Consider the following 22,757-nt stretch of genomic DNA (forward strand, 5'->3'; position numbering starts at 1 on the left):
CCGATGCGCTGTGAATAGCGGTTTACATCAACCACCTGCTTTCATTACCCATTCAGAGATAAATTTATTACCCGGTACTGGCGGAGAGTACAAATAGCCCTGCAAAAAGTGAACGCCTTTGCCGATCATTAAATCCGCCTGCTCCTGGGTTTCTACCCCTTCCGCCACGATACTCAGACCAGGCTTACGCGCCAGTTCGACAATATTGTCCACAATATGACCGGATATTTCGTCCACGCTCGCCATTTGCACAAATGACTTATCGATCTTAATAAAATCGACCGGGAACGCCTGCAAGTAACGATAGGTCGCATAACCCGTACCAAAGTCATCCAGCGCAAAGGTAATGTTGTGCTGATGAAGGCTGTCAAATATCGCTCTGGCTTCTGGCGTTACCGGAATAGGGTTACGTTCCGTTAGCTCGAGAACCAGTTTGATTTTATCGTTACCTAATTTCTTAACCAGGTTCAGGCATTCTTTTTCAAATCCCGCAGCCAAAAAACAACCCGCCGAGACGTTGATGCCAATATGGAAATTGTCCGGCAGCAAATGTTTTACCGGCATCAGAATATCCGCAGTCTGTTTCATCAACTGGCGAGTCATTATGACGATAAGACCAGATGACTCCGCCAGAGGAATAAACTGATCCGGTGGGATAATTCCCGTTTGTGGATGTTCCCAGCGGACAAGCACCTCACAGCCCGTCAGTACCCCAGTCTGCGCGCAGAAAACCGGTTGGATCCACGGTTTGAATTCGTGGTTTTCCAACGCCAGACTGATGGCTTCAGGCGTGACGATATGGTGATAGTGATTATCATTAATATATTTGTGACTATTATTACCCGTGGCGGATATGATCTCCGGATTGTACTGAAAGAAAATATCCCGCCAGAAAGTAATATCGCTCTGAATCCCCAGTTTCTCAAAGAGCTGTTTCTTTTGATGTGAAATGGTCTTTGCACTGCGATTTCTGTACTGTGATATTTCTGTTACAGACATTCCCTGCATCAGCAGCTTGAGTAGCAGTCGTTCTTTCTCGGATACGCTACCAGGCAATGACAAATGAACCGTTGTACCGAACTCTTGCAGAAAAACACGAAAATCACATGAATTCATGAACACACCTTTATCTTTTATCGCTGTTCAGTATGAGTGATTACCTGTGGATTCCTGAGCACACATAAGGGGTAACCATAAACATCAGCGATGCCATACGCATAACATCCCACATCACTATCAAAAAGATTATCTTTACCTCTGATGCTCGCTCAAAAACAGTTACGCTAAATACCTTAAAAAGGTAATCACAAGTCAAACTCAGGAGATAATCACGCAAGAATGCAATATTAAAATTCAGATACTCATTTTTGGTAATAAAGAAGTAGTTGGACTATTTCAATATTTATAATTTCCCACTACGTATTGACGCCCATTCATGAGTAAAGGCGCATTATATGAATTTAACAATCCAGATCAACTGAAAATACCTCAACCTCATAAACACATAGCGTCAACATTCAATGACATAATGAGTAAAGATGTTGGTTATGCATACACGTCATTACTCTATGCCTATCCCTTAACAACCTGCTTTTTAAGGCTGAATCCATTCAGCAATAGATAGCCAACATTATAACAATGACAATAAAAACAATATTTAAAACAATCAATAAAATATCAGACACAGACAATTAAACCTTAAACAACAAACAGTTACATTGATTTTAGTTGATTTGCGCTACGCGTTTCCCATGAATAAAGCGTCATTTCAAATTAGCACCAATATTTACATTAAATAAGACTAAGCTTATTGAACATTCACAACAGTCCAAGCGTAGGTTTTGGGCTTCAATAGTTCTTTTCTTTTTTATTATCTGTTGCCTGGCAATCATCAATCGATACTAAGGGCTTAACTGTACACAGATATAACGTATCAAGAGGTAAGAGAAACCGCGCCATATGCAGACATGGCGCGGTTTTATGCAATAACAATCACGCGTCCGGGAACATCACGCTATGGCCCGGCGCTTCACGATGGAGATGGATAAAGTTAAGGTGCCGCTCGTACTGATCGAGAATATCGGTGATCACCTGCTCTTTGCTGTAGTCCATCAGGTCGTTGCCCTGGCTGCCTTCTAACAGGAAGGTTTCCAGCCGGTAGTAGGTCGATTTCCCGCTACGTGCGCGGTAGGTAAAGCCCGGCACCGAGTATTGCTGCGGCCAAATCTGATAGACAAAGTTTTGCTCTTCGCCCATATGCACCAACAAATCCAGATGCCCCAACTGTTGTCCCTCTTCCGGCGGCAGGTTTTTTAGCTCCACGTACGCGCCGCGCAACCGCAGCTCCTGCGCCACTTCTTCCATTGCCGGGTAACAGACCGTCTCCATCATCTGTTTAGTGTAACGCGTGCCTGGATAATTCATCAGGCGCGAGAGACGTTTTTTCCAGCTCAGGCGATCCTGAAGCCCCAGCGGTCGCGGCGCGGTATCACGGTTGGCACTTTCACGGCGGTAATCTTCTACCTTCAGAGATTTATACAACCCCGCCATCACGAAGAAAATCACAAAGCTGAACGGCAGACCCATAATCACCGTGGTGTTTTGCAGCGCGGATATCCCGTTGGTCATCAGCATGCCGAGCGTCAGCAGGCCAATCGCCACCGACCAGAAGACGCGCAGCCAGCCGGGGGCGTCGCTGTTGATATCTTTAAGCTGCGAGGTGAAATTCCCCAGCACCAGCGCCCCGGAGTCCGCCGAGGTCACATAAAACAGCAGGCCAGTAATGGTGGCGACGGAGGCGCTAAAGGTAAACGCCGGATACTGCGCCAGCAGGCTGTAGAAGCCGCGCTCCGGATGGACCATCGCTTCCTCGGCAAATGCCGCGCCGCCGTGGATGATTTCATACAGCGCGCTATTGCCGAACACCGAGAGCCATAACAGCGTGAAGGTAAACGGAATAATCAACGTGCCCAGCACGAACTGGCGAATGGTACGCCCACGCGAGATACGCGCCAGGAACAAGCCGACAAACGGCGACCATGCCACCCACCATGCCCAGAAGAAGAGCGTCCAGTTATTCATCCACTCAACCGGACGGTCGAAGGCAAAACTGTTGAGCGTCATGCCCATAAAGCGATTCACATAGTCGCCAACGTTCAGCACCAGCGCATTAAGCAGGAACGAGGTGTCGCCCATAAACAGCACGAACAGGATCAACCCCAGCGCCAGCGCAACGTTGAGTTCCGATAACACGCGAATGCCCTTATCGACACCGGAGGTGACAGAGATTGTTGCGATGATCACCGACAAGGCGATCAGTGCCGCTTTCGCCGCCATCGAATCAGGAATATCAAACAGTACGCTCAAGCCATAGTTAAGCTGCACCACACCGATACCGAGCGTAGTGGCAATACCGAAGATGGTGCCGATTACCGCTGCAATATCCACTGAATGACCAATCGGCCCGTTAATCCGTTTACCGAAGATCGGGTACAGCGCCGAGCGGATGGTGAGCGGCAAATTATAACGATAGCTAAAGTATCCGAGCGCCATGCCCATCAGCGCATACATCGACCAGCCGGTTAAGCCGTAGTGAAACAGCGTCCAGACCATCGCCTGACGCGCAGCCTCAATCGTCTGACCCGCGCCTTCCGGCGGCTGCATATACTGCGTTACCGGTTCGGCTACGGAGAAGAACATCAGGTCGATACCGATCCCGGCAGCAAACAGCATCGCCGCCCAACTCAGCAGACTGAATTCCGGTTTGGATTGTTCTGGCCCGAGCTTCACCGAACCAAAACGCGAACAAGCGATACAGACCACAAAGACAATATAGAGCGTTGCCGCCAGCAGATAGTACCAACCGAAGGTTTTAGAAACCCAGTCCAGCGTGCGGCCAATCCACAGGGCCGAGAAGTCGCGAAACAGGATCGTTGTCAGGGAAAACAACAAAATCAGTCCGGCGGAGGTGTAAAACACCACCGGATTGATTTTGTCCTTTTCCCTGCTGTGTGAAAGGTCTGTCATCCAGTATCCCCACTGTTATTGTTACCATTTAAAATCAAATTCGTAACAATTAAGACACATTTTATATTGAACGTCCAATCAATAACCGCTTTAATAGATAAACAACGCTGATGAATGGAGTGGCGAAAATGCCCAAATTGGGGATGCAGTCGATCCGGCGCAGACAACTGATCGACGCCACGCTGGAAGCAATAAATGAAGTGGGCATGCACGATGCAACGATCGCGCAGATCGCCCGCCGTGCAGGCGTTTCTACGGGGATCATCAGCCACTATTTCAGGGACAAAAATGGTCTGCTGGAAGCAACCATGCGCGATATCACCAGTCAGCTGCGTGACGCGGTTTTGAATCGATTACATGCACTTCCGCAGGGCAGTGCAGAGCAGCGATTACAGGCGATTGTTGACGGGAATTTCGATGAAACGCAGGTCAGTAATGCTGCGATGAAAGCCTGGTTGGCGTTTTGGGCCAGCAGTATGCATCAGCCAATGCTTTACCGTTTGCAGCAGGTGAGCAGCCGCCGCTTGTTGTCGAATCTGGTGAGCGAATTTCACCGCGAGTTACCGCGCCAACAGGCACAGGAAGCGGGCTACGGCCTTGCCGCGCTGATTGACGGATTATGGCTGCGCGCGGCACTGAGCGGCAAACCGCTGGATAAACCTCTCGCACACTCGCTGACCCGTCACTTTATTACTCAGCATTTACCCACCGATTAACCGAGGAAACGTGATGTCCCGAATGGCAGAACAGCAGCTTTATATACATGGTGGTTATACCTCCGCCACCAGCGGTCGCACCTTCGAGACCATTAACCCGGCCAACGGTAACGTGCTGGCGACCGTGCAGGCCGCCGGGCGTGAGGATGTCGATCGCGCCGTGAAGAGTGCCCAACAGGGGCAAAAAATCTGGGCGGCGATGACCGCTATGGAGCGCTCGCGTATTCTGCGTCGGGCCGTTGATATTCTGCGTGAACGCAATGACGAACTCGCAAAACTGGAAACCCTCGACACCGGAAAAGCGTATTCGGAAACCTCAACCGTCGATATCGTTACCGGCGCGGACGTGCTCGAGTACTACGCCGGGCTGATCCCGTCGCTGGAAGGCAGCCAGATCCCATTGCGTGAGACGTCATTTGTTTATACCCGCCGCGAACCGCTGGGCGTAGTGGCAGGGATTGGCGCATGGAACTACCCGATCCAGATTGCCTTGTGGAAATCCGCACCGGCGCTGGCGGCAGGCAACGCGATGATTTTCAAACCGAGCGAAGTCACCCCGCTTACCGCGTTAAAGCTGGCCGAAATTTACAGCGAAGCGGGCCTGCCGGACGGCGTATTTAACGTGCTGCCGGGCGTAGGTGCGGAAACCGGGCAGTATCTGACCGAGCATCCGGGCATTGCCAAAGTGTCATTTACCGGCGGTGTCGCCAGCGGCAAAAAAGTGATGGCTAACTCGGCGGCTTCCTCCCTGAAAGAAGTGACCATGGAGCTGGGCGGTAAATCACCGCTGATCGTTTTCGACGATGCGGATCTCGATCTCGCCGCTGATATCGCCATGATGGCGAACTTCTTCAGCTCCGGTCAGGTGTGTACCAACGGCACCCGCGTGTTTATTCCGGCGAAATGCAAAGCCGCATTTGAACAAAAGATTCTGGCGCGCGTTGAGCGCATTCGCGCGGGCGACGTTTTCGATCCGCAAACTAACTTCGGCCCGCTGGTCAGCTTCCCGCATCGCGATAACGTGCTGCGTTACATCGCCAAAGGCAAAGAGGAAGGCGCGCGCGTACTGTGCGGCGGCGATGTATTGAAAGGCGATGGCTTCGATAACGGCGCATGGGTTGCACCGACCGTGTTCACCGATTGCCGCGACGAAATGACCATCGTGCGCGAAGAGATCTTCGGTCCGGTGATGTCGCTTCTCACTTATGAATCTGAGGACGAAGTGATTCGCCGCGCCAATGATACCGACTACGGCCTGGCGGCGGGCATCGTGACGGCGGACCTGAACCGCTCGCATCGCGTCATTCATCAGCTGGAAGCGGGTATTTGCTGGATCAACACCTGGGGCGAATCCCCGGCAGAGATGCCCGTTGGCGGCTACAAACACTCCGGCATTGGTCGCGAGAACGGCGTGATGACGCTCCAGAGTTACACCCAGGTGAAGTCCATCCAGGTTGAGATGGCTAAATTCCAGTCCATATTCTAACCAGGAGGTTTATTTGCAATTTGACTACATCATTATTGGTGCCGGCTCAGCCGGCAACGTTCTCGCTACCCGTCTGACTGAAGATCCGAATACCTCCGTGCTGCTGCTTGAAGCGGGCGGCCCGGACTATCGCTTTGACTTCCGCACCCAGATGCCCGCAGCGCTGGCGTTCCCGCTACAGGGTAAACGCTACAACTGGGCCTATGAAACGGAACCTGAACCGTTTATGAATAACCGCCGCATGGAGTGCGGACGCGGTAAAGGTCTGGGTGGATCGTCGCTGATCAACGGCATGTGCTACATCCGTGGCAACGCGCTGGATCTCGACAACTGGGCGCAAGAACCTGGCCTGGAGAACTGGAGTTATCTCGACTGCCTGCCCTACTACCGCAAGGCCGAGACTCGCGACGTGGGCGAGAACGACTACCACGGCGGTGATGGCCCGGTGAGCGTCACCACCTCCAAACCCGGCGTCAATCCGCTGTTTGAAGCGATGATTGAAGCGGGCGTGCAGGCGGGCTACCCGCGCACGGACGATCTCAACGGCTATCAGCAGGAAGGTTTTGGCCCGATGGATCGCACCGTCACGCCGCATGGCCGTCGCGCCAGCACCGCGCGTGGCTATCTCGATCAGGCCAAATCGCGCCCTAACCTGACCATTCGTACTCACGCCATGACCGATCACATCATTTTTGACGGCAAACGCGCGGTGGGCGTCGAGTGGCTGGAAGGCGACAGCACCATTCCGACCCGCGCGGCGGCGAATAAAGAGGTGCTGTTATGTGCAGGCGCGATTGCCTCACCGCAGATCCTGCAACGTTCCGGCGTGGGTAGCGCTGAACTGCTGGCGGAGTTTGATATTCCGCTGGTGCATGATTTACCCGGCGTCGGCGAAAATCTTCAGGATCACCTGGAGATGTATCTGCAATATGAGTGCAAAGAACCGGTTTCCCTCTACCCTGCCCTGCAGTGGTGGAATCAGCCGAAAATCGGTGCGGAGTGGCTGTTTGGCGGCACCGGCGTTGGTGCCAGCAACCACTTTGAAGCAGGCGGATTTATTCGCAGCCGTGAGGAATTTGCGTGGCCGAATATTCAGTACCATTTCCTGCCAGTGGCGATTAACTATAACGGCTCGAACGCAGTGAAAGAGCACGGCTTCCAGTGCCACGTCGGATCGATGCGCTCGCCAAGCCGTGGGCATGTGCGGATTAAATCCCGCGACCCGCACCAGCATCCAGCGATTCTGTTTAACTACATGTCGCACGAGCAGGACTGGCAGGAGTTCCGCGACGCAATTCGCATCACCCGCGAGATCATGCATCAACCGGCGCTGGATCAGTATCGTGGCCGCGAAATCAGCCCCGGTGTCGAATGCCAGACGGATGAGCAGCTCGATGAGTTCGTGCGTAACCACGCCGAAACCGCCTTCCACCCGTGCGGTACCTGCAAAATGGGTTATGACGAGATGGCAGTGGTTGACGGCGAAGGCCGCGTACACGGGCTGGAAGGCCTGCGCGTGGTGGATGCGTCAATTATGCCGCAAATTATCACCGGCAATTTGAACGCCACGACGATTATGATTGGCGAGAAAATAGCGGATATGATTCGCGGGCAAGAAGCGTTGCCGAGGAGCACGGCAAGATATTTTGTGGCAAATGGGATGCCGGTGAGAGTGAAAAAATGAGTCGTTATGTGAACTGACTCAGGAACCGATTAGATTGAGAGTTACCGTTCTACTATGAGGACCGAATCCTTATATAAAACACTGAGGTAACTCTCATGCTTCATATCCAGTATTCATGATGCTGGTTTTTTGCTGATATTTAACCCGAACACTCCTGATACAGACTATTAATTCATTTATCTGCGGCAGATTTTATTTTCTGGATATATTATGAGTGAACAAATCAAACAGGATATCGATCTGATTGAGATTTTATTTTATCTGAAGAAAAAGATTCGTATTATCCTTTTTATTATAACTATCTGTATGGCAATGGTGCTGTTGTTTCTGTATATCAATAAAGATAATATAAAAGTGAGTTACAGCCTAAAAATAAACCAGACAACACCAGGCATACTTGTTAGCTGTGATAGCAATAATAACTTTGCCTGTCAGACCACAATGACTGAAGATGTTATTCAGCGAATTACTACATTTTTTCAGACCAGCCCAGATGTCAAGAACAGAGAAATAAAGCTGGAATGGTCAGGAGATAAGAGAGATTTACCAACTGCTGAAGCGGAAATATCTCGCGTGCAGGCGTCTATTATCAAATGGTATGCGTCAGAATACCATAATGGCAGGCAAGTTCTCGATGAGATACAAACACCTTCAGCAATTAACAGTGAGCTTTATACAAAAATGATATACCTGACCAGGAACTGGTCATTGTATCCGAACGGTGATGGCTGTGTAACTATAAGCTCACCGGAAATAAAAAGTAAATATCCTGCTGCCATTTGCCTGATTCTGGGATTTTTTCTAAGCATTGTGATTTCTGTAATGTTTTGCCTTGTCAAAAAAATGGTAGATGAATACCAACAAAACTCTGGGCAGTAATAAACAGCATTCTGATAGAGAGTGCCTGTATAAAGCTGAAGTGACAATGACCGGGAAGGGAACCCGTTTTCAGGAATGGATGCCTGTCTTTTTCACTGTAAATATCCTGGCATTACTAATGCCAGGATATTTACAGAAGAGCAGCATAACCATGACGGAACGGGGTTAAGTCAGGTTGTCCTTAACGCTATTCACAACCTCGTATGCTGCCTTCAGGTTTATGTCCAGACTTCATATCTCTCTCAGCAATCCTCAATAATCAGATACACCGCTTTCACCGGGCCATGAACCCCGACGACTTTGATAAGCTCAATATCCGCCGTTGAACTAGGGCCGCTAATGATGTTAATGCAGGACGGCATTCGTTCACCGGCCTGCGCTTTCTGATGCAATTTTTCTGCGAGTTGCGCTACACGCGGCAGGATTGTGCTTTTACGCAGGATAAAAAGAGAAGATTCCGGGAGCAGGCTCAATGAACGCCCGCGCTCGGCGGCGGAAAAAAGAACCACGCCTCCCGATTCGGTTAAACCATATTCAGCATACACGACACCCACTTTAGCCTGCTCTGCCTGTGAGATATTCTCGGCACCTTTCGCCGGATCCCAAACAACGACATTGCATTCCTGCTGCAAACGTTCGCTAATCCCCAATTCCTCCAGCCTCGTGTCACCGCTAATCACGACCGACTGATCTCCCAGCTCTTTACACAGACGTATTGCAGCTTCTGCCGCCTTCGCCTCGCTGGTCAGTTCACAGCGCGTCAACATAACATCGCTGGCAAACTGAATAAACGCGTCACAACGCTGCTGTTGGGTAAGTTGGGTAAGCCGCTCGTTAGCATAGTTGTTAAGCGGCGCATCTTCTGCTTGCGGTTCAAGTCGCAGCGGGCGACCCAGTGCCTGAGCAACGTTATTCAAAAATTCGCTCCGATTATCCATTCTTTTTCTCCTGCGCCTGATGTTTCTTAAACCAACTACGGAAACTCTCTCCGTCAGCTTCAGGAAGATCGCGTGCTTCCATCCAGTCGCTAATCGCGCCAAATTTGAGTGGTGTTTTGCCGCCATTGATAAACCAGCTTGCCGCATGAGCACCAGCCATCATCCCGACTTTCCACAATCCTGGATGACTATTGGCATAAGCGAACATTTTTATCGCCCGTTGCTCTGCTTTTGCGGTGATCCCTTTTTCAGCCATCACCCGACGATGACGCAAAATCAGTTTTGACAGCGGAATACGCACCGGACACACGCTGTCACAAGCGGTGCATAAAGAGCAGGCGTAGGGTAAATCTTTAAAATCTTTATAGCCGCCAAGTAGCGGAGAAATCACCGCACCAATTGGCCCTGGATAAATAGAGCCATATCCATGACCGCCAATATGGCGATATGCCGGACAAGTATTCATACAAGCCCCGCAGCGAATACAGCGCAGCACATCCCGAAATTCAGAGGCCAGCACCTCAGAACGCCCGTTATCGACAATAACCAGATGAAACTCTTCAGGACCATCAACGTGCCCCGCTTCGCGCGGTCCTGTCAGCCAGGTGTTGTATCCCGTCAAACGTGCACCAACGGCACTGCGCGCCAGCATGGTGATCAATACATCTACCTCGGCAAACGTGGGGGCAATACGCTCCATTCCCATCACTGCAATATGCGTTTTAGGCAGCGTGGTACACATTCGCGCATTACCTTCATTGGTCACCAGGCATACCGAACCGGTCTCTGCCACCGCGAAATTACAGCCGGTAATACCTATTTCAGCACTGAGGAAATCTTCGCGGATTTTTTGCCGGATGAATAAGGTCATTGCTTCAGGCGTTTCCGACCCCTCATAGCCCAGACGTTCGTGTAGCACCCGACGGATCTGATGGCGATCTTTATGAATTGCCGGGACCACAACATGAGAGGGCGGATCTTGATCCAGCTGGAGAATGTATTCACCCAGATCGGTTTCAATCACCTGAATGCCAGCATCCTGCAACACATGATTGACACCAATCTCTTCGGTCACCATCGATTTAGATTTCACCACCTTCCGGGCATTTTTGCGTTGGGCAACCTGTAAAATGTAGCGAGTGGCGTCTTCTTTAGTTTTTGCAAAATAGACGTGACCGCCGTTTTGCGTCACTTTTTCTGAGAGCTGGTACAGATAAGCGTCGAGATTACTCAGAACATGATCACGTATCTGGGCGGCCCGATCGCGCCACTCCTCCCAGTGCCCCAATTCATCGACCATTTTTTGCCGATTTGCCCCGATACGCTGCTGCGCGTTTGCCACCGCTTTGCGCATGATCGGATCTTCAATTTGCTGACGGATGCGTGTCTTAAAATCTGTATTACTGGTTTTGATCGACATCTTTATATCCTCAGCGGCTCATCAGCACTTCAGCAATATGCATTACTTTGACTTTCTGCCCTTCCCGTTGTAATCGCCCACTGATGTTCAGCAGGCAACTCACGTCAGCACCAATTAAATACTCAGGGCGGACTTCCATCAGGTGCGCAACCTTTTCTTTCACCATCTCGCCGGATATTTCGGCCATTTTGACCGAGAACGTGCCGCCAAATCCGCAGCAGGTATCCTGTTCAGCAAAGGTCAACAGCTCCAGTCCACGCACATTTTTCAGCAGCATAAGTGGCTCGTCCTTCACCCCCAGCTTACGGGCCAGGCTACAAGATGGGTGATACACCGCTCTCCCTTGCAAACTGGCACCTACATCGACTACCCCTAATGTATTAACAATAAAAGAGGTGAGATCCTGCATACGCGCGGCAACCTTTTCGGCACGTGATGCCCATTCAGGCTCATCCGCCAGATACGTTGGGTAACTTTTTACGGCATAGGTACAGGAGCCAGCCGGTGAAATAATGGGATCGTCGTTATCCTCCAGTGCGGCGATCAGATTTTTCATCCCTGGAATCGCTTCTTTGATATAACCACTATTGATCGCAGGCTGACCGCAGCATCCCTGTTTCTCCGGGAAATTTACGCGACAGCCGAGTTTTTCCAGTAGCAGCACGGAGTCTCGTGCCATTCTTGATTTCAGGGCGTCACCAATACAGGTGACAAAGAAATTGACATTCACAACTAATACTCCATTACTTCATGCCCATTTATGCCCGATGGTTCCCCCCTTCCGGGGGATCAATCATCAATAAATATGGCGTTCTTTTTTAATTGGCTAGCAACATACCACCCCTCATTTGTATGACAAATGATAATCTTTCATCCAAACTTCAAATGCAATAACTAATTTTATTTCTTTCGGCATCGCTCACATTTTATAGGGAAATCGACGATCATTTTTGGCATAAGAAATCCATTTAAAAAGGCTACATCCCTTATACCTATTCAGTGCTACTTATTCAGGGGTTATTGAGATATACACTGATGGTGTACAAACAAAATCACCAACAATAATTACGTATCAAGTAATAATCGGCATTTTATTTAATTGAAGCAATTTAGTTTGCATTTTTATTTAAAAACTGAGCTAGAGTCCATCAGAAAAAAATATATAAAGCCCAAACCACCGTTGGAAATAGAAATAGTTGAAAGGCTCACAACTCCCGGAATGCGGATTATCTTTGACCTGATTTCTGGCGGTTTTATTCAGGGTGCAAGCTGTCTGACCCTTTCCCGATATTCTCCCGGAGTACAACCAAACTCGCGGACAAACGCCTTGTGAAAAGATGATTCACTGGCATAGCCTACTGACTCAGCGATCACCACAACAGGGAGCATTTCCCGGGAAAACATCTGGGCCGCTATTTGTAGACGCAACTTTGTTAATACAGCTAGCGGCGTGGTTCCGGAAACATCACGGAAAAGCTGGGCAAAACTTGCCCGGGACATGTGGGCGATGCTGGCCAGCGATTCGACGGTCCAGGCGTGTCCTGGCATTTCCAGCATTTGCTGTATTACCGCACCAAGACGTGGATGCAGAAGCAAACTGAGAATGTTTTTCTCTGTATTAACCTGTGCAATCCACTCACGCACCGCGAGGGTAAAGAATGTAGCGCAGATCTGGCTACACAGAGCATCCACTCCCGGCATTGCCGATCTGGATTCCTGTTGTAAAAACGGGATCGCCTCCCTCAGCCAGTTATATTCCACGCTATGGTTCACTGGTGCTACAAACAGCGTTTCCGGCAAAGACGTTAAAAAATAACGCGCCGAATGTTGCAGCCGAAGAGTGCCACAGACAATACAGGTCGATTCATTATCGACATGACTCAGGCGATGAGCTGAATTTTGTGGTAGCAGGACCACATTTCCCGGGCGTAATGTAAAAATCTCTCCCGTCGGCATTTCCAGCTTCGCCGCTCCTTGCGTTAACGCATGCCAACGAATAACCGACAATTCCCCGGCACCATGTGGAAGTTGCCAGTCACTTCCTAACACGCAATTCTTATCGATCGTTCCTTGTGGAGCGTTAAGCATCAACAAACGGCTAAGAGCATCCATATCAGACTCCTGAGTAGTTTTTTGATTACAAACACCAACTATCTTAGTCAATAATTAATCTAATACCATCAAATAGTTAATCATGATTTTTGTTTTGTGATTCTGATTAAGAAAAAGAAAATACCAGACGATAAGACAAAATATCAAGCGTTGTGAAGAAATGTTATTTGCTCTTTTGCGTCTATAGTCATGATGTCAAATGAACGCGTTTCGACAGGAAATCATCATGAATAAATATCAGGCAGTTATTATTGGTTTTGGCAAGGCTGGAAAAACATTAGCCGTCACGCTGGCAAAAGCAGGTTGGCGTGTGGCTCTCATCGAACAATCAAATGCAATGTATGGCGGGACCTGTATTAATATCGGCTGTATCCCAACCAAAACATTGGTTCATGACGCACAGCAGCACACAGATTTTGTCCGTGCCATACAGCGTAAAAATGAAGTGGTTAATTTTTTACGTAATAAGAATTTTCATAATCTTGCGGATATGCCCAATATCGACGTGATCGACGGCCAGGCGGAGTTTATCAATAATCATAGCCTGCGTGTTCATCGGCCTGAGGGAAATCTGGAAATTCATGGCGAGAAAATTTTTATTAATACCGGTGCACAAACCGTGGTTCCGCCAATTCCTGGAATTACCACCACGCCAGGAGTATATGACAGCACCGGATTACTTAATCTAAAAGAATTGCCTGGGCATTTAGGTATTTTAGGCGGCGGATATATTGGCGTTGAGTTCGCCTCTATGTTCGCTAATTTTGGCAGCAAGGTAACCATTTTAGAAGCAGCTTCGCTGTTTTTGCCTCGGGAAGATCGGGATATTGCTGATAATATCGCGACGATTTTACGCGATCAGGGCGTCGATATTATCCTCAATGCCCATGTGGAGCGAATCAGTCACCATGAAAATCAAGTGCAAGTGCATAGCGAGCACGCCCAACTGGCGGTGGATGCACTGTTAATAGCTTCCGGTCGTCAACCGGCTACCGCTTCGTTACATCCAGAAAATGCCGGTATCGCAGTAAACGAGCGCGGGGCAATTGTCGTTGACAAGCGATTACATACCACCGCAGACAATATTTGGGCGATGGGAGATGTTACCGGCGGGCTGCAATTTACTTATATTTCACTGGATGATTACCGCATTGTACGTGATGAGTTACTGGGTGAAGGCAAACGTAGTACTGATGATCGGAAAAATGTGCCTTATTCCGTATTTATGACACCGCCCCTGTCCAGGGTTGGTATGACAGAAGAACAAGCCAGAGAGAGTGGTGCTGATATTCAGGTGGTGACATTGCCTGTAGCTGCAATTCCGCGCGCCAGAGTGATGAACGATACCCGTGGGGTATTAAAAGCGATTGTTGATAATAAAACCCAACGTATATTAGGGGCATCACTGCTGTGTGTTGACTCCCACGAGATGATTAATATAGTGAAAATGGTGATGGATGCCGGGCTGCCTTATAGCATATTACGCGATCAGATATTTACTCATCCGTCGATGAGCGAATCACTCAATGATCTATTTTCATTAGTCAAATAAACTCAAAATCAGACGCCAGAACAAATATTCTGGCGTCTCAGAGAAAAGAATCTTATTAATTCTCTGTTACTCTATAACTTCTTAATCACTTCATTGATGGTATTTTATATGTTTAAAAAATCTGTTTTATTTGCAACACTATTATCTGGCGTTATGGCATTTTCCACCAATGCAGATGATAAAATAATTCTGAAACATATCAGCGTCTCGTCAGTATCAGCATCACCGACAGTTCTTGAGGATGCCATTGCTGATATAGCCAGAAAATATAATGCTTCATCCTGGAAAGTCACATCGATGCGAATTGATAATAATTCAACCGCAACAGCAGTATTGTATAAATAAGGATGTTCACAATGGAAAAATACCTGCACCTGTTAAGTCGGGGAGATAAAATTGGCCTGACATTGATTCGTCTGAGTATTGCGATTGTTTTTATGTGGATTGGGTTATTAAAGTTTGTCCCTTACGAGGCAGACAGCATTACACCATTCGTCGCAAACAGTCCACTAATGTCGTTCTTTTATGAACACCCGGAAGACTATAAACAGTATCTGACTCACGAAGGCGAATACAAACCAGAAGCAAGGGCATGGCAAACGGCCAATAATACCTATGGTTTTTCCAACGGTCTTGGCGTCGTGGAGGTGATTATTGCTCTGCTGGTTTTGGCTAATCCTGTCAATCGCTGGTTAGGTTTATTGGGAGGGCTGATGGCATTTACCACACCGTTGGTAACACTCTCATTTTTAATCACCACCCCGGAGGCATGGGTACCCGCATTGGGTGACGCTCATCATGGTTTCCCTTATTTATCCGGTGCTGGTCGCCTGGTATTGAAAGATACTCTGATGCTGGCAGGTGCTGTCATGATAATGGCAGATTCGGCGCGGGACATTCTTAAACAACGCAGTAATGAATCCAGTTCAACGTTAAAAATTGAATATTGATAATCCGAACACTGTCTGTTGTTCACCTTTTCAGGCGTCAGGCCCCCTTTCTGATGATGAAGCCTGACGCCATATTACCGGAGATATGACAGAGTGAAGATCAATATCACTCCCCTGTTAAAAGATTCTTGTCGTCTCAGGTAAAATACATGATTAATATCAATCATGTATTTTTACAGCAAGACAACCACGAACAAACTCAGGATTAAAATGTTTTACCGATTCCCCAACATAACCCAAATCAAGCGAACTAATTTGCGCCATTTCTTTCTCTGTCAGTGAGAAATCCCAAATAGCAAAATTTTCTTCGATACGCTGTTGATGTGTCGATTTCGGAATAACGACCACTCCCCGTTGAATATTCCAACGCAGAATGACTTGAGAAATCGATTTTTGATGGGCATCTGCAATACTCTGAAGCAGATTATTTTCAAAGGGTTTATGTCGTCCACCACCTAACGGAGCCCATGCTTCAGGCTGCACGTTATAATACTTCATGGTTGCCAGCGCCTCTGGTTGGGCAAAATAGGGATGCAACTCGACCTGGTTGACCATCGGTTTAACTCTTACCGTTTCACAAAAGTTCGCCAGAACATGAGGATAGAAATTGGAAACCCCAATCGCTTTTAATTTGCCCTCTTCATAGGCATCTTCGAGTGCACGCCACGCACTGAAATAATCGCGCATAGCCTGGTGCAATAAATAGAGGTCGAAGTATTCTAGTCCCGATTTTTTTAATGACGCTTCAATACCTGCTTTTGCCGTATCCTGATTCAACATATCCTGCACCCACAATTTAGACGTTATAAATAACTCTTCTCGGGTACATAAACCTTCAGATATGGCTTCACGAACGGCTTCACCGACGGCATCTTCATTACCGTATACCGCTGCAGTGTCGATGAGTCGATAACCCGTGCGGATAGCATTCAGCACTGACTGTTTGCACACGTCTTTATCGGTAACCTGAAAAACACCAAATCCCATCATCGGCATTTTCAGATTGTTACTTAATACGGAAAATTCCACTGTCAGTCCCTCCATTAGGCATGAACAATGAGTCTACGTTAAAACGTAACCTCAAATTAGTATGTGGATTTTGATATCACTTATGCAAAAAATTCATTAATAATGTAGGACTGAAACCTCTCTATTTTCGGGGACAACGAAGCAGACGCTACCAGTGCTTTTGCCTTCGCCCTTGCTGTTTTTGATACACTTAGGGCCCAGGGCATAACGAAAATGTGCGATATGACAAAGAATTAACGGAGAATGTGATGATCAGGCAGAAGATTCTACAGCAGCTCCTGGAGTGGATTGAGTGCAATCTTGAGCACCCTATTTCAATCGAAGATATCGCACAGAAATCTGGCTACAGCAGACGCAACATCCAGCTTCTGTTCCGAAATTTCATGCATGTGCCTTTGGGAGAATACATTCGCAAACGAAGGCTTTGTCGCGCAGCCATTCTTGTCCGGCTCACCGCGAAATCTATGCTTGATATTGCACTCTCTTTGCATTTTGATTCACAGCAGTCATTCAGCCGCGAATTTAAAAAGTTATTCGGCTGCTCTCCCCGTGTATACCGCCACCGTGATTATTGGGATCTCGCAAATATCTTCCCTTCTTTTTTAATACGTCAACAGCAAAAGACGGAGTGTAGATTAGTCAACTTTCCTGAGACACCTATTTTTGGCAATTCATTTAAATATGATATTGAAGTGTCGAATAAATCACCGGATGAAGAAGTCAAACTGCGACGTCATCATTTAGCCAGATGTATGAAGAATTTTAAGACGGATATCTATTTCGTCTCCACGTTCGAACCGTCAACAAAATCGGTCGATTTGCTCACAGTTGAAACTTTTGCCGGTACGGTATGCAAACAAACCGATTCAGAGATGTCGAAAGAGTGGACAATTAACCGAGGACTGTATGCCTCTTTCCGCTATGAAGGTGAGTGGGAGCACTACCCTGAATGGGCGCGAAACCTCTATCTGATGGAATTACCCGCCAGGGGGTTAGCCAGAGTGAACGGCAGTGATATTGAGCGGTTTTATTACAATGAAAATTTCGCCGAAATTGATAGCAATAACATTGTTTGCGAAATTTTTATCCCCGTTCGTCCGGTTTAGCCTGTAAATCCATCACATAAGATTTACCCTACCCTGCCACCGTCTAATCGGTACCAGGGTAGGTATTCAGTAAATAATGGCGCTGCGCATGTCAACGCCATTATTATTTATTACATCGTCGTTTTTATTTCTCCTCAGCACCTTCAGTATCTGCAGGAACGGCGTTAATTGTCACAGTCACTGGTTTCATTTCATACCCTCCATATGTCAAAGAGTTGAATGTGAATGTGTATGTACCTGGCTTGTTGGTACTAAATGTACGCGTGATTTTCCCGCTCGCGAAATGGTCATTTTTCGACGGCAGGAACTGATAATCCGCCTCTGTCACCCCTTCCGGAGCCTCAATGTCGACCCACATGGTTCCTCCTACGGGGTTGACACCCGACATCAGAGTAACCGTCAGTGTTGCAGTAGTCTTCCCGTCCGCCACCAGAGAATCTACACGCTCTGGAGATGCAGCGAGCTCCGCGTTTTTATCATCCGCGACGAATTTAGATTCGGCAGTTTTCGTCGATTCCTGACCGTCGGCCTGTTCCACTTTCGCCGTGAGTGTATATGTCGCTGCGACAGTGGTCGTGGCGGTGAAAATAGCCTGTCCTTGCTCATTCGTTGTCGCCGTCCCATCGGGATCCAGAGCTAAATTTGCCGGGCTAGCAGTCAGCGTCACCTCGCTATCTTTCAACAGGTTGTTATTGGCATCAGTCACCGTAACTTTATACGTCTGTTTGGCTTTGCCATCCGCCAGTGCATAGTTGCCAATCACCTCAATACCGGAGACGGTTGCGGTCGCCTTATCGGCCACAAACGTTATAGTCTGCGCATCCGAAGGCTGGTCATTTCCTGCCGATGCCGTGATCTCATAGGTTCCGGCAGTCACGGAAACCACCTGCAACTCTGCTTTCCCCTCATCGTTGGCTTTCACCCAGACATTATCGCCAGTAAGCGGCTTGACACCCCGGGGCAGATTAAAGGTCACCAGAGTGCCTGGAACAGGGTTACCGTTTTTATCCTCAACGGTCGCCGTCAGCGTAAAGGCATCTTTGCCGTTTGCCACTTTTTGAACGGCGGTGTCAACCTGCAGGTTTGCCTGACCGGTGCTGGCATCCGCGTTGAATTTCACCGTGACCGTCTTCTGAGAGTTTTTCACCGCGGCCGCGATTTCAAGTTCCCCTGCAACGGTTGATATCAACTCAATATCCGCTTTACCTGCCGCATTGGTTGTTACTGTATTCCCCGTCTTGCTAGTCACACCCTGCGGTAAAGTCAGCGTAACTTCTTGCCCCTGCAACGGGTTACCATAGCTGTCCACGACGGTCAGGGTTATCTGGTTAGCAGACTGTCCATTAGCCAGTTGGTTATTAACCTTCACTGTCATATCACGAATCTCAGCCTGAGAAGCGTCCCCTGCAACGTTCAGCACCAGTGGCTGAGCAACAGCATTTTGGCCGTTCACTCGCGGCATCACAGACAACTGACCCGCGGCAGATCCCAGCGTTAAGGTCGACACGTAGACCCCATTACCTTTCTCTGTCCAGTTTCCTGCTGAAGGACGCTCACTCCCCGTGCTGGCGGCACCGCTAAACACTGGTGCATCTGGCTTCAGCCCGGTGACCGGATTCCCGTACGCATCCTTCACGGTGAAGGTGAGTTCCGTCGTCGTTTTAACCGTTGGAGTTTTATTGTCCGCAACAAGCGTAGAATTCGCTGATGACATCTCTCCGGCAATAACAGTCAGCTGCGCGGCTTCGGTGGCTGCTGGCTGGCCGTTGAAGAGCGGCATGACACGAAGCTCGCCCGTCTTTCCGCCTGTAGTTAACGTAGCAACATAGGAACCGTCACCTTTTTCGGTCCAACTGGAAACGGTCGCCCCTTCAGAGGCGGTCCCCGTCAAACTTGCCGACAACGAAAGACCACTGATAGCGTTGCCATGTGCATCTTTCGCCACCAACGTCACGGTTGTGCTTTCGCCGGCTTTTACGTGATCTTCCGCGACAGAGACTTTCGACTGGTTTGAAGATAACGCATCAGCCACCACGGTTACTTTTGCCGCATTTGCTGCCGCATCCTGTCCATTTAGCTTCGGCATAACTTCTAATTCACCCGCCGTAGAGCCGAGAGTAATCTGCGCAGTCCACGTCCCATCACCATTATTTGTCCAGCCAGATGCCGTAGAACCAACAGCAGCGGCACCCGCTAATGACGGCGCTTCCGGCGTGAGGCTGGTCACAGGGTTGTCATTGGCATCTTTTGTCGACCAGATTGCCGTAAGCGTACCGCCGACCACCGGTTTATCAGGATTCAGGGTGATGGACGAATGTGCTGCATCAAGCGGCCCGGCAACAAACTTCAGCGTTTGTTGTAATGTGCCCAGCTGATACTGCTCGCTGAAGGCGCGCACAACAACGTTTCCGGCACGGGTCGAAGAAACCGTGGCGCTGTAAACCCCTGGTTTTATTTCCGAAATGGCACCAACGGTAACACCATTAGTGTCTTGCGGAACAAGTCGCAGGCGGCTGGCTTCTCCCGTCACCGGATTACCCTCGGAGTCCACCGCAGTCAGCGTCAGCGTGTAGGCTTGCTGACCATCAGCAACCACGTCACCTGACGGCTCGTTAGCGCTCAGGGTGGAGTTTGCCACATCCATCATCGTGGCCCGCAGTTCTGCAGTGACGGTTTTGCTCATGCCATCAACGCTAACAGTAATCGTTGCCTCACCTGACTGCGTTCCGGTCGTAAAGACAGACTGGTACACCCCTGCTTCAGTTTCGGTGAACTCACCCAGTGTGGGCTGTGCCTGTGATTTAGTGGCCTTCAGGGTACGAGTCACAATATTTCCAGCCGGTTTGAAGGTTAGTTCAGTCTTGATCTGCTCCTTCATGCCCGTGACTGGCTGACCCTCGGCGTCGCGCAGAGACAGCACCAGCGGCTTTTGCTCATTACCGTTAGCAAGCATTTGAATACGGCTCTGACCGTCAAGCGTTAACGCCGTGCGATCGGCGCTCATACCAGCTCCGGTAATAACCACTTCTGTCTGCACACGTTTCGAGGCATTGCCTTTGTTATCGTAGGCAACTGCTGAAATCGCATAATAATTGTCTTTGCCTGGACGATAAGCCGGGAGCGTTACTTGCCACTGACTACCCTGACCGGTAATTTTGCCACCTTCAGCCAGTAATGACGGCGCTTCCCACTGCACATTTTTCAGTCCGTGTGTTGCTTTGCTGACCACAAGCCCCAGGGAAACCGTCTGACCGCCCTTACCTTCAATACGCTCAGGCAGAGCAATACGGATCACTTCAGATTTGCGGTACTCAAGAACGATGTTGTTATTACGCTCAACCAGGTCATAGCGGCTGCCTGCCAGCATTCGACGCTCGCGAATGCTGTCTGTATCGAGTTGTTTTTGCAGAGGTTCGCCAATCCGATAATTAACTTCCAAGCCAAAGCGAGTGTCATTCTCACCACTCTTGCCCTGCTTATGCCCGGCACTCAGGGTCAGAAGAGGCACTGGCGTGTAATTCACTTCAGCGGTAATCGCATGTGGATCTTTCTGGCGTTTATCTTTGCCAAACAGCCCGACTTCATCGCCATAATACTGCTCATACATCAGGCTTGCGCCAAGCTGCGGCCAGGCGGGTAAATAGCCCTCAGCACGAATATCCCAGCCATTCGCCGGGCGTTCCTGATAATCCTCAACATCCGGCGATTTTTTCCAGCCAGAAGCCCGGATATAACCATTGGCGCTCAATTTCAAATAATCACGCCAGTATTCCGCACCAACACCAATGCGGGTATGACTACGGGATAAATCATGGTCGATAAAGGTGTTCACCCCCGCCATCCAGTCATTTCCTGAAAAATGACGCCAGCCAAAACCAATATTTGACTGAGTACGATCGTCGGTACGATGTATTGCTCCCTGAGTGAACAACATATTTGTCGGCGTATCATAAATCGGATAAAGCATTTCCAGCGAAGAATCCTTCAGCGAGAATTCTTTATCGACATTCAGTTTGACGCGCGCAGTACCATATTTCCCGAGCCACTCCTGTATTTCCTGGTTAGCTTTAGCTGTGGCCATTCCGGTAATAAAGTTACGTGTCGCATCGCTATCTGGCTGACTGCTTAAAAATGTCCCGGCATTTGCGGCAAACGACGCGACATTTTTCTCCACATTATTATCAGCAGCTACTGTGGTATTTTCCATGCTCAAACGTGGCTGAACCGTATGCTGCGCACGTGCTGCCATTACTGGCGTAAAGGTGACAGCGAGTGGAAAAAGAACCTGAACAGAGATATTTGCCCACGCCACGCAGCGGGCCAGAACTGAATAACGAAATCGTGGTTGTTTATGACCTGTTTTATAACGTGACATTGAGATAATTTCCTGATGAACGAATTAACGAACATAGGCAGACACAAATAATGGCGTCTGCTTGTCAGAAAAACCGGGGATTTCCCGGTTTCCTTTTCCGCAGAAAAGGAAATACCTTTATGTAAGAAAGTACACCGCCACCTAATATATCCAGTGTCTGTAGCCACTCATCAGGTGGTTGGGCGCGGGATTATATTTTTATTTATGGGTAAAAATTTAGCTTTTTGTGCAAGTTATTAAATAGATACTTAAGTTATATTTCTTACTCTGCGGGCAGTGAATAATTCATTATTAAGAGTGAATAATAATGACCCGTCTTTAATTAACTGCTATTGGGAGTACGTCGAAGTGAGTATATACGCCAGGATAAACCAATATATTTTTTATGGACATTCATTTATATTCATCGGACTGTAAATTCCGGGGATATCGAACTTGCACGACTAATCTCAACCCTCAAACAGATTTATGAATTTTGTTCATA

16 protein-coding genes are annotated in these 22,757 nt (G+C 48.7%); 8 read left to right on the top strand and 8 right to left on the bottom strand.

The window, feature by feature from the left end; genetic code table 11:
• Positions 1–27: 27 nt before the first annotated feature.
• Together pdeL and betT are read right to left on the bottom strand one after the other, a co-directional pair.
• Positions 28–1,116: a DNA-binding transcriptional activator/c-di-GMP phosphodiesterase PdeL gene (pdeL, locus tag ACJHWK_RS10445; RefSeq protein WP_001305451.1), complete on the bottom strand. Its 1,089-nt coding sequence runs from the start codon at positions 1,114–1,116 to the stop codon at positions 28–30.
• Positions 1,117–1,992: 876 nt separating this feature from the next.
• A complete protein-coding gene (gene betT / locus ACJHWK_RS10450) occupies positions 1,993–4,026 on the bottom strand; it encodes a choline BCCT transporter BetT (protein WP_000131040.1) in 2,034 nt (677 codons plus the stop codon).
• A 128-nt stretch (positions 4,027–4,154) separates the two neighbouring features.
• On the opposite strand from betT, the gene betI reads away from it, so the two are divergent.
• From betI to ykgH, 4 genes are all read left to right on the top strand, one after another.
• Entirely contained in the window at positions 4,155–4,742 is a 588-nt protein-coding gene (betI, locus tag ACJHWK_RS10455; protein WP_001376735.1) for a transcriptional regulator BetI, read from the top strand.
• Positions 4,743–4,755: 13 nt separating this feature from the next.
• Complete coding sequence (betB, locus tag ACJHWK_RS10460) at positions 4,756–6,228, top strand: betaine-aldehyde dehydrogenase (protein ID WP_410234832.1); 1,473 nt, start codon at positions 4,756–4,758, stop codon at positions 6,226–6,228.
• A 13-nt stretch (positions 6,229–6,241) separates the two neighbouring features.
• Positions 6,242–7,912, top strand: coding sequence for a choline dehydrogenase (gene betA, locus ACJHWK_RS10465; RefSeq protein WP_001521934.1), 1,671 nt, complete (start codon positions 6,242–6,244; stop codon positions 7,910–7,912).
• A 210-nt stretch (positions 7,913–8,122) separates the two neighbouring features.
• Positions 8,123–8,791 (top strand): protein YkgH, encoded by a 669-nt coding sequence (ykgH, locus tag ACJHWK_RS10470; protein WP_001521933.1) that lies wholly within the window; start codon positions 8,123–8,125, stop codon positions 8,789–8,791.
• A gap of 242 nt (positions 8,792–9,033) precedes the next feature.
• On the opposite strand, the gene ACJHWK_RS10475 is transcribed toward ykgH, so the two are convergent.
• The 4 genes from ACJHWK_RS10475 to rclR all read right to left on the bottom strand — a co-directional run bounded on the left by ACJHWK_RS10475 (position 9,034) and on the right by rclR (position 13,261).
• Positions 9,034–9,729: a lactate utilization protein C gene (locus tag ACJHWK_RS10475; protein WP_001366460.1), complete on the bottom strand. Its 696-nt coding sequence runs from the start codon at positions 9,727–9,729 to the stop codon at positions 9,034–9,036.
• Positions 9,722–11,149, bottom strand: coding sequence for a LutB/LldF family L-lactate oxidation iron-sulfur protein (locus tag ACJHWK_RS10480; RefSeq protein WP_000023924.1), 1,428 nt, complete (start codon positions 11,147–11,149; stop codon positions 9,722–9,724). The genes ACJHWK_RS10475 and ACJHWK_RS10480 overlap by 8 nt, the downstream gene beginning before the upstream one ends.
• 10 nt (positions 11,150–11,159) lie before the next feature.
• Positions 11,160–11,879, bottom strand: coding sequence for a (Fe-S)-binding protein (locus ACJHWK_RS10485; RefSeq protein WP_001102122.1), 720 nt, complete (start codon positions 11,877–11,879; stop codon positions 11,160–11,162).
• Positions 11,880–12,406: 527 nt separating this feature from the next.
• Positions 12,407–13,261, bottom strand: a complete 855-nt coding sequence (rclR, locus tag ACJHWK_RS10490; protein WP_000339603.1) for a reactive chlorine-specific transcriptional regulator RclR — start codon at positions 13,259–13,261, stop codon at positions 12,407–12,409.
• 226 nt (positions 13,262–13,487) lie between these two features.
• Here rclR and rclA point away from each other — a divergent pair, with 226 nt between their 5' ends.
• The 3 genes from rclA (at position 13,488) to rclC (ending at position 15,763) form a co-directional block, all read left to right on the top strand.
• Positions 13,488–14,813: a reactive chlorine resistance oxidoreductase RclA gene (gene rclA / locus ACJHWK_RS10495; RefSeq protein WP_001046306.1), complete on the top strand. Its 1,326-nt coding sequence runs from the start codon at positions 13,488–13,490 to the stop codon at positions 14,811–14,813.
• A gap of 108 nt (positions 14,814–14,921) precedes the next feature.
• A complete protein-coding gene (gene rclB / locus ACJHWK_RS10500; protein WP_000474077.1) occupies positions 14,922–15,158 on the top strand; it encodes a reactive chlorine resistance periplasmic protein RclB in 237 nt (78 codons plus the stop codon).
• 11 nt (positions 15,159–15,169) lie between these two features.
• Complete coding sequence (rclC, locus tag ACJHWK_RS10505; RefSeq protein ID WP_001521928.1) at positions 15,170–15,763, top strand: reactive chlorine species resistance protein RclC; 594 nt, start codon at positions 15,170–15,172, stop codon at positions 15,761–15,763.
• Between the two features lie 159 nt (positions 15,764–15,922).
• Here the strand turns inward: rclC and ACJHWK_RS10510 are convergent, their stop codons facing one another.
• The gene (locus ACJHWK_RS10510; RefSeq protein WP_021516948.1) at positions 15,923–16,792 is read right to left on the bottom strand and encodes an aldo/keto reductase; all 870 of its coding nucleotides are present in this window, start codon (positions 16,790–16,792) and stop codon (positions 15,923–15,925) included.
• A gap of 248 nt (positions 16,793–17,040) precedes the next feature.
• Between ACJHWK_RS10510 and ACJHWK_RS10515 the strand changes: the two genes are divergently transcribed.
• On the top strand, positions 17,041–17,898 hold the full coding sequence (locus ACJHWK_RS10515) for a helix-turn-helix domain-containing protein (RefSeq protein ID WP_001521926.1): 858 nt from the start codon (positions 17,041–17,043) through the stop codon (positions 17,896–17,898).
• Between the two features lie 124 nt (positions 17,899–18,022).
• Here the strand turns inward: ACJHWK_RS10515 and fdeC are convergent, their stop codons facing one another.
• Positions 18,023–22,273: an inverse autotransporter adhesin FdeC gene (gene fdeC / locus ACJHWK_RS10520; protein WP_001521925.1), complete on the bottom strand. Its 4,251-nt coding sequence runs from the start codon at positions 22,271–22,273 to the stop codon at positions 18,023–18,025.
• Positions 22,274–22,757 lie beyond the last annotated feature (484 nt).

The sequence above is a fragment of the Escherichia sp. WS547 genome, assembly GCF_046486065.1.
In the GTDB taxonomy this organism is placed as follows: domain Bacteria; phylum Pseudomonadota; class Gammaproteobacteria; order Enterobacterales; family Enterobacteriaceae; genus Escherichia; species Escherichia coli.